This is a genomic window from Candidatus Methylomicrobium oryzae (assembly GCF_016745425.1).
Classification (GTDB): Bacteria; Pseudomonadota; Gammaproteobacteria; order Methylococcales; family Methylomonadaceae; genus Methylomicrobium; species Methylomicrobium oryzae.
The window spans coordinates 1-5536 of the sequence record NZ_JAERVK010000036.1 but is presented as its reverse complement, the minus strand read 5'-3'; the positions used below and the strand labels follow the sequence as shown (position 1 = coordinate 5536).

Here is a 5536-nt window from a genome sequence, read left to right as displayed (position 1 = left end):
GGCCGAAAGGAAAAAATAAAGTTTGACAAAAGAAAAAAGTTCTTTATAATAGTCAGACTCAACGGGGCGAAAGCCTCTGCTCTTTAACAAGTCGATCAAAATAATTTGTGTGGGTGCTTGTGGTGGATGGTCAGCAATGAAACATTCGACACAAGAACTTACGTCGATTCTAGAATCACGTTTAATTCTGTAGTCGAGCCAAGATTGGCCCCGTCTTTAAGGGGCAACAAAGATTGAACTGAAGAGTTTGATCATGGCTCAGATTGAACGCTGGCGGTATGCTTAACACATGCAAGTCGAACGGTAACAGGCCTTCGGGCGCTGACGAGTGGCGGACGGGTGCGTAACGCGTAGGAATCTGCCTCGTAGTGGGGGACAACTTGGGGAAACTCAAGCTAATACCGCATACGCCCCAAGGGGGAAAGCGGGGGACCTTCGGGCCTCGCGCTATGAGATGAGCCTGCGTTGGATTAGCTAGTTGGTAGGGTAAAGGCCTACCAAGGCGACGATCCATAGCTGGTCTGAGAGGACGATCAGCCACACTGGGACTGAGACACGGCCCAGACTCCTACGGGAGGCAGCAGTGGGGAATATTGGACAATGGGCGCAAGCCTGATCCAGCAATACCGCGTGTGTGAAGAAGGCCTGAGGGTTGTAAAGCACTTTTAATCGGGAGGAACATCTGGTGGCGAATACCCATCAGTCTGACATTACCGATAGAAAAAGCACCGGCTAACTCCGTGCCAGCAGCCGCGGTAATACGGAGGGTGCAAGCGTTAATCGGAATTACTGGGCGTAAAGCGTGCGTAGGCGGCTGTTTAAGTCAGATGTGAAAGCCCCGGGCTTAACCTGGGAACTGCATTTGATACTGGGCAGCTAGAGTTGAGTAGAGGAGAGGGGAATTTCAGGTGTAGCGGTGAAATGCGTAGAGATCTGAAGGAACACCAGTGGCGAAGGCGCCTCTCTGGACTCAAACTGACGCTGAGGTACGAAAGCGTGGGTAGCAAACAGGATTAGATACCCTGGTAGTCCACGCCGTAAACGATGTCAACTAGCCGTTGGTCTTATTCGTAAGATTCGTGGCGCAGCTAACGCGATAAGTTGACCGCCTGGGGAGTACGGCCGCAAGGTTAAAACTCAAATGAATTGACGGGGGCCCGCACAAGCGGTGGAGCATGTGGTTTAATTCGATGCAACGCGAAGAACCTTACCTACCCTTGACATCCAGAGAATCTGTGAGAGATCGTAGAGTGCCTTCGGGAACTCTGAGACAGGTGCTGCATGGCTGTCGTCAGCTCGTGTCGTGAGATGTTGGGTTAAGTCCCGTAACGAGCGCAACCCTTATCCTTAGTTGCCAACGGGTGATGCCGGGAACTCTAGGGAGACTGCCGGTGATAAACCGGAGGAAGGTGGGGACGACGTCAAGTCATCATGGCCCTTATGGGTAGGGCTACACACGTGCTACAATGGCCGGTACAGAGGGCAGCGAACTCGCGAGAGCCAGCCAATCCCATAAAGCCGGTCCTAGTCCGGATTGGAGTCTGCAACTCGACTCCATGAAGTCGGAATCGCTAGTAATCGCGAATCAGAATGTCGCGGTGAATACGTTCCCGGGCCTTGTACACACCGCCCGTCACACCATGGGAGTGGGTTGCAAAAGAAGTAGGTAGTCTAACCTTCGGGAGGGCGCTTACCACTTTGTGATTCATGACTGGGGTGAAGTCGTAACAAGGTAGCCCTAGGGGAACCTGGGGCTGGATCACCTCCTTACAAAGATGCTGCCGCATCATGAGTATCCACAACAAATTATTTTGATCACAAGACGAGATGAGCCTGGGCCTGTAGCTCAGCTGGTTAGAGCGCACCCCTGATAAGGGTGAGGTCGGAGGTTCAAGTCCTCCTAGGCCCACCAATGACCACGGTGAACATAGGCGAAAGGCACGGTGCAAAGTCATCCTGGCCTTGCAGTTTAAACCGACATTGGGGCCATAGCTCAGCTGGGAGAGCGCCTGCCTTGCACGCAGGAGGTCAGGAGTTCGATCCTCCTTGGCTCCACCATCAACGCCATAAGGTTTTGAGAAGTTTTATTTCTCGCCGAAAGACCTTATCGCATTGATGTGAAAACGCATCGATAGCTCTTTAACAAAATGGAAATCTGTAACGAAGTCATCCATGGTATCACTGCCATGCGGTGACAGACGAGTTCGAATGAACTGACACAGAGAAAGCGGGTAAGCCTCCTTAACGAAGCTTAGCAGCAATCGACGTGGAAGGGAATAAGAACCCGTTCTCAAGCAGAAAAAGCGAAAATGTCAGCTGATCGATAACTTCAGAATGATTGGGGTTATATGGTCAAGTGAATAAGCGCATACGGTGGATGCCTTGGCAGTAAGAGGCGATGAAGGACGTTGTAGCATGCGATAAGCCGCGGTGAGTTTGCAAACACACTTTGACCCGCGGATGTCCGAATGGGGCAACCCACTTGAGATAACTCAAGTATCCTGCACTGAATACATAGGTGCTGGAAGCAAACCCGGAGAACTGAAACATCTAAGTACCCGGAGGAAAAGAAATCAACCGAGATTCCCTTAGTAGCGGCGAGCGAACGGGGATTAGCCCTTAAGTTTTCGTCCCTGTTAGTAGAAAGGTCTGGAAAGGCCTGCCAGAGACGGTGATAGCCCGGTATACGAAAACGAGACGAAGATGAAGACGAGTAGGGCGGGGCACGTGAAACCCTGTCTGAATATGGGGGGACCATCCTCCAAGGCTAAATACTCCTTACTGACCGATAGTGAACCAGTACCGTGAGGGAAAGGCGAAAAGAACCGAGGAGATCGGAGTGAAATAGAACCTGAAACCGTATGCGTACAAGCAGTCGGAGCGGACTTGTTCCGTGACGGCGTACCTTTTGTATAATGGGTCAGCGACTTAATCTCAGTGGCAAGCTTAACCGAATAGGGGAGGCGTAGCGAAAGCGAGTCTGAACAGGGCGTTCAGTCGCTGGGATTAGACCCGAAACCGGGCGATCTATCCATGACCAGGTTGAAGGTCAGGTAATACTGACTGGAGGACCGAACCCACTCCCGTTGAAAAGGTAGGGGATGAGTTGTGGATCGGAGTGAAAGGCTAATCAAGCTCGGAGATAGCTGGTTCTCCTCGAAAGCTATTTAGGTAGCGCCTCGTGTATCACTCTGGGGGGTAGAGCACTGTTTCGGCTAGGGGGTCATCCCGACTTACCAACCCGATGCAAACTCCGAATACCCAGAAGTGCCAGCACGGGAGACACACGGCGGGTGATAAGGTCCGTCGTGAAAAGGGAAACAGCCCAGACCGTCAGCTAAGGTCCCAAAATCTATGCTCAGTGGGAAACGATGTGGGAAGGCCCAGACAGCCAGGAGGTTGGCTTAGAAGCAGCCACCCTTTAAAGAAAGCGTAATAGCTCACTGGTCGAGTCGGCCTGCGCGGAAGATTTACCGGGGCTAAGCATAGTACCGAAGCTACGGGTTCAACGTAAGTTGAGCGGTAGAGGAGCGTTCCGTACGCCTGTGAAGGTCGATTGAGAAGTCGGCTGGAGGTATCGGAAGTGCGAATGCTGACATGAGTAACGACAATCAGGGTGAAAAACCCTGACGCCGAAAACCCAAGGTTTCCTGCGCAACGCTAATCGACGCAGGGTTAGTCGGTACCTAAGGCGAGGCCGAAAGGCGTAGTCGATGGAAAACAGGTTAATATTCCTGTACCGGTCGTAACTGCGATGGGGTGACGGAGAAGGCTAGGTCGGCTGCCTGTTGGAATAGGCAGTGCAAGCCGGTAGGGAGAGCGCTTAGGCAAATCCGGGCGCTCAATCCCGAGACGTGATGATGAGCTTGCTCTACGGAGCGGCGAAGCGACCGATGCCAGGCTTCCAAGAAAAACCTCTAAGCTTCAGGTTACGAGTGGCCGTACCCTAAACCGACACAGGTGGGTGGGATGAGAATTCTAAGGCGCTTGAGAGAACTCGGGTGAAGGAACTAGGCAAAATGGTACCGTAACTTCGGGATAAGGTACGCCTTTGCTAGGTGAAGTCCCGCGCGGATGGAGCCGAGAAAGGTAGCATAAAATTGGTGGCTGCGACTGTTTAGCAAAAACATAGCACTCTGCAAACTCGAAAGAGGACGTATAGGGTGTGACGCCTGCCCGGTGCTGGAAGGTTAATTGATGGGGTCAGCGAAAGCGAAGCTCTTGATCGAAGCCCCAGTAAACGGCGGCCGTAACTATAACGGTCCTAAGGTAGCGAAATTCCTTGTCGGGTAAGTTCCGACCTGCACGAATGGCGTAACGATGGCCACACTGTCTCCACCCGAGACTCAGTGAAATTGAAATCGCTGTGAAGATGCAGTGTACCCGCGGTTAGACGGAAAGACCCCGTGAACCTTTACTATAGCTTGACACTGGACTTTGAATCGACTTGTGTAGGATAGGTGGGAGGCTGCGAAGCGTGGACGCCAGTTCGCGTGGAGCCATCCTTGAAATACCACCCTGGTTTATTTGAAGTTCTAACCTCGGCCCGTGATCCGGGCTAGGGACAGTGTCTGGTGGGTAGTTTGACTGGGGCGGTCTCCTCCCAAAGCGTAACGGAGGAGCACGAAGGTACCCTCAGCCTGGTCGGAAATCAGGCAATGAGTGCAATGGCATAAGGGTGCTTGACTGCGAGACGGACAGGTCGAGCAGGTACGAAAGTAGGTCATAGTGATCCGGTGGTTCTGTATGGAAGGGCCATCGCTCAACGGATAAAAGGTACTCCGGGGATAACAGGCTGATACCGCCCAAGAGTTCATATCGACGGCGGTGTTTGGCACCTCGATGTCGGCTCATCACATCCTGGGGCTGAAGCAGGTCCCAAGGGTATGGCTGTTCGCCATTTAAAGTGGTACGCGAGCTGGGTTCAGAACGTCGTGAGACAGTTCGGTCCCTATCTGCCGTGGGCGTTTGAGATTTGAGGGAAGCTGCTCCTAGTACGAGAGGACCGGAGTGGACGTACCGCTGGTGTTCCGGTTGTGATGCCAATCGCATTGCCGGGTAGCTATGTACGGACAGGATAACCGCTGAAAGCATCTAAGCGGGAAGCCCCTCCCAAGATGAGATCTCACTGGGACATTCAGTCCCCTGAAGGGCCGTTGGAGACGACGACGTTGATAGGCACGGTGTGGACGCGCAGTAATGCGTGCAGCTAACGTGTACTAATTGCCCGTGAGGCTTGACCATATAACACCCAATCGGTTTGGGTGAACCTGCAGAACAAAACTGCAGGGCAGCTGACGCTTTAATGCAAGAGAACCGAACGTTACAGATTTCCAGGCACGAGGACTTCCTCCTGCCGAGGTGGGCCAGGCTTTACCGCCTACAACCCGCCGCACCCGTTTGCTTGGTGACCACAGCGAGCGTGAACCACCCGATCCCATCCCGAACTCGGAAGTGAAACCGCTTAGCGCCGATGATAGTGCGACAGGTTGTCGTGCGAAAGTAGGGAATTGCCAAGCTCTTAATCCAAAACCCC

2 tRNA genes and 3 rRNA genes are annotated in these 5536 nt (G+C 52.9%); all 5 read left to right on the top strand.

Features of this window, described 5'->3' with window-relative positions:
- The first annotated feature begins 235 nt into the window (after positions 1 to 235).
- Positions 236 to 1770 (top strand): 16S ribosomal RNA (locus JJL52_RS20895).
- 65 nt (positions 1771 to 1835) lie between these two features.
- Positions 1836 to 1912 (top strand) — tRNA-Ile (locus JJL52_RS20890).
- Between the two features lie 70 nt (positions 1913 to 1982).
- A tRNA-Ala gene (locus tag JJL52_RS20885) sits at positions 1983 to 2058 on the top strand.
- 292 nt (positions 2059 to 2350) lie between these two features.
- Positions 2351 to 5244: ribosomal RNA gene (locus JJL52_RS20880) — 23S ribosomal RNA — on the top strand.
- A 159-nt stretch (positions 5245 to 5403) separates the two neighbouring features.
- A 5S ribosomal RNA gene (gene rrf, locus JJL52_RS20875) occupies positions 5404 to 5519 on the top strand.
- The 16S, 23S and 5S rRNA genes sit together here with 2 tRNA genes alongside, the layout of an rRNA operon.
- Positions 5520 to 5536: the final 17 nt, after the last annotated feature.